Origin of the sequence: Pseudomonas syringae (assembly GCF_021606685.1) — a bacterium.
GTDB classification, from domain to species: Bacteria; Pseudomonadota; Gammaproteobacteria; order Pseudomonadales; family Pseudomonadaceae; genus Aquipseudomonas; species Aquipseudomonas syringae_R.
Map to the genome: position 1 here is coordinate 1 of NZ_WKCB01000144.1, position 2,927 is coordinate 2,927.

Below are 2,927 nucleotides of genomic sequence, written 5' to 3' on the forward strand. Positions count from 1 at the left end.
GGCTTGGGGGCTGAGTGATGGCGGAGGCCGTCTTCGCGAGCAAGCCCGCTCCCACATTCGGGTTGTGGGGTGTCAGAAGCTGGCTCTTTGCCGCAAGAACGATTTCTTGCGGCGAATAAGAATCCAACTGAGTTGATTGTTACCCGTTAGAGCAGCCATTGCCCATTACATGGTAATTAAGAATATGCCGCTGACCTTGAGAGTCTTCATATTCCATCTTTACCGGTACAACTTCGCAAACTTCCGGGATGTTGCTCATGGACAATACTTTGGCAACATCCAAGTGGGTGTTATAGGTGTAGTCCTCGACAATCGGGGCGTTGTGGGCGGCCAGCTCGTTCGGGGCCTCGTCGGCCAGGGCGGCGGTTGCGCACAAGCTGCTGAGGGCCATAACTACGAGAGCTTTCATTTGTTCAATTACCTTCTTTTAGGCGAAAGGGGTCACGGGGCCCTTGTGAGGCCACGTGTGTAACTTAGGGTTGGTGAGTTCGGATTAACGATGCCTTCGTGGGGGCTGTTGCGTTGTTAATCACAGTGCCGTGTTGGCGGAGTTGATTTTAGGCCCGCGAGTTATATTCATATACCCGTGCTTTTGATAAACACTATTGGCGGTTTTTGTAACAATCCCGTGGTAAAGGTTTTTTCACACCGCCGCAAAGCGCCACGGGGCGCGGGCCAGAGCGGTAAACGCGGATAGCAGGGCAATTTGTAGGGGCTTGTTACTACCATCGTCGAATGGTTCTATGGGGCAGCCCCGGCTACAACAGGGGCCATACAACAACAACTATGTCACCGAGGTAAGAAAGATGAGTGCGGCTTCCCTGTACCCCGTTCGCCCCGAAGTAGCAGCCAACACGCTGACCGACGAGGCAACCTACAAGGCCATGTACCAGCAGTCGGTGGTCAACCCCGATGGCTTCTGGCGCGAGCAAGCCAAGCGCCTTGACTGGGTCAAGCCTTTCACCGCGGTGAAGCAGACCTCTTTCGATGACCATCACGTCGATATCAAATGGTTTGCCGATGGCACCCTGAACGTTTCCTACAACTGCCTGGACCGTCACCTCGCCGAGCGTGGCGACCAGGCGGCGATCATCTGGGAGGGCGATGACCCTTCCGAAAGCCGCACCATCACCTACCGCGAGCTGCATGAAGAAGTCTGCAAGTTCGCCAACGCCCTGCGCGGCCAGGATGTGCACCGCGGCGACGTGGTGACTATCTATATGCCGATGATCCCCGAAGCCGTGGTCGCCATGCTGGCGTGTACCCGCATCGGTGCGATCCACTCCGTAGTATTCGGCGGCTTTTCGCCGGAGGCCCTGGCCGGTCGCATCATCGACTGTAAGTCGAAGGTAGTGATCACTGCCGATGAAGGCATCCGCGCCGGTAAGAAGATTCCGCTGAAAGCCAACGTCGATGACGCGCTGACCAACCCGGAAACCAACAGCATCCAGAAGGTCATCGTGTGCAAGCGCACCAATGGCGCGATCAAGTGGAACCAGCATCGCGACATCTGGTACGAAGACCTGATGAAAGTGGCGGGCACCGTGTGTGCGCCAAAAGAGATGGGTGCCGAAGAAGCGCTGTTTATCCTTTATACCTCCGGTTCCACCGGCAAGCCCAAGGGCGTGCAGCACACCACCGGCGGTTACCTGCTGTACGCGGCCCTGACCCACGAGCGCGTGTTTGACTACCGCCCGGGCGAAATCTACTGGTGCACGGCTGACGTGGGTTGGGTCACCGGCCACACCTACATCGTCTATGGGCCACTGGCCAATGGCGCTACCACGCTGCTGTTCGAAGGCGTGCCGAACTACCCCGACATCACGCGGGTGGCGAAGATCGTCGACAAGCACCAGGTCAATATTCTCTACACAGCGCCAACCGCTATCCGCGCGATGATGGCGTCGGGCACGGCAGCCGTTGAAGGCGCCGATGGCAGCAGCCTGCGCTTGCTGGGCTCGGTGGGTGAGCCAATCAACCCGGAAGCGTGGGATTGGTACTACAAGAACGTCGGCAAATCCCGTTGCCCGATTGTCGATACCTGGTGGCAGACCGAAACCGGCGGCAACATGATGAGCCCGCTGCCGGGCGCCCACGCGCTCAAGCCGGGTTCGGCGGCGCGGCCATTCTTCGGCGTGGTGCCGGCGCTGGTGGATAACCTCGGCAACCTGATCGAAGGTGCAGCCGAAGGCAACCTGGTGATCCTCGATTCGTGGCCAGGCCAGGCGCGTACGCTGTATGGCGACCATGATCGCTTTGTCGACACCTATTTCAAGACCTTCCGTGGCATGTATTTCACCGGTGACGGTGCCCGTCGTGACGAGGACGGTTACTACTGGATCACCGGCCGTGTGGATGACGTGCTGAACGTGTCCGGCCACCGCATGGGCACCGCCGAAATTGAAAGTGCGATGGTGGCTCACCCTAAAGTTGCCGAAGCGGCGGTGGTGGGTGTGCCGCATGACATCAAGGGGCAGGGCATCTATGTGTACGTCACGCTCAAGAATGGCGAGGAGCCGAACGAGGCGCTGCGCCTGGAGCTGAAAAACTGGGTGCGCAAGGAGATCGGGCCGATTGCTTCGCCGGATGTGATCCAGTGGGCGCCGGGCCTGCCCAAGACGCGGTCGGGCAAGATCATGCGGCGGATCTTGCGCAAAATTGCCACGGCTGAGTATGACGGGTTGGGGGATATCTCCACCCTGGCGGACCCAGGGGTGGTGGCGCATTTGATCGAGACGCACAAGACGATGAATGTGGCGTAAGCGCTAGATAGTCAGATAAAGCCCCATTCGGTGTAGGCCGGGTGGGGCTTTTTTGTGGGATCTTGAAATCAATGGAGATCAAATGTGGGAGGGGCGGTGCGACGATTCGACTTGCCCCCGATAGCGGTGTATCAGTAACAGATGAGCTGGCTGACACACTGCAAT

General features: G+C 58.5%; 2 protein-coding genes. One reads left to right on the forward strand and one right to left on the reverse strand.

The window, feature by feature from the left end:
- Positions 1–139 precede the first annotated feature (139 nt).
- On the reverse strand, positions 140–409 hold the full coding sequence (locus GIW02_RS26905) for a DUF2790 domain-containing protein (RefSeq protein ID WP_236419894.1): 270 nt from the start codon (positions 407–409) through the stop codon (positions 140–142).
- A gap of 397 nt (positions 410–806) precedes the next feature.
- Here GIW02_RS26905 and acs point away from each other — a divergent pair, with 397 nt between their 5' ends.
- On the forward strand, positions 807–2,762 hold the full coding sequence (gene acs / locus GIW02_RS26910) for an acetate--CoA ligase (RefSeq protein WP_236419896.1): 1,956 nt from the start codon (positions 807–809) through the stop codon (positions 2,760–2,762).
- The last annotated feature ends 165 nt before the right edge of the window (positions 2,763–2,927 follow it).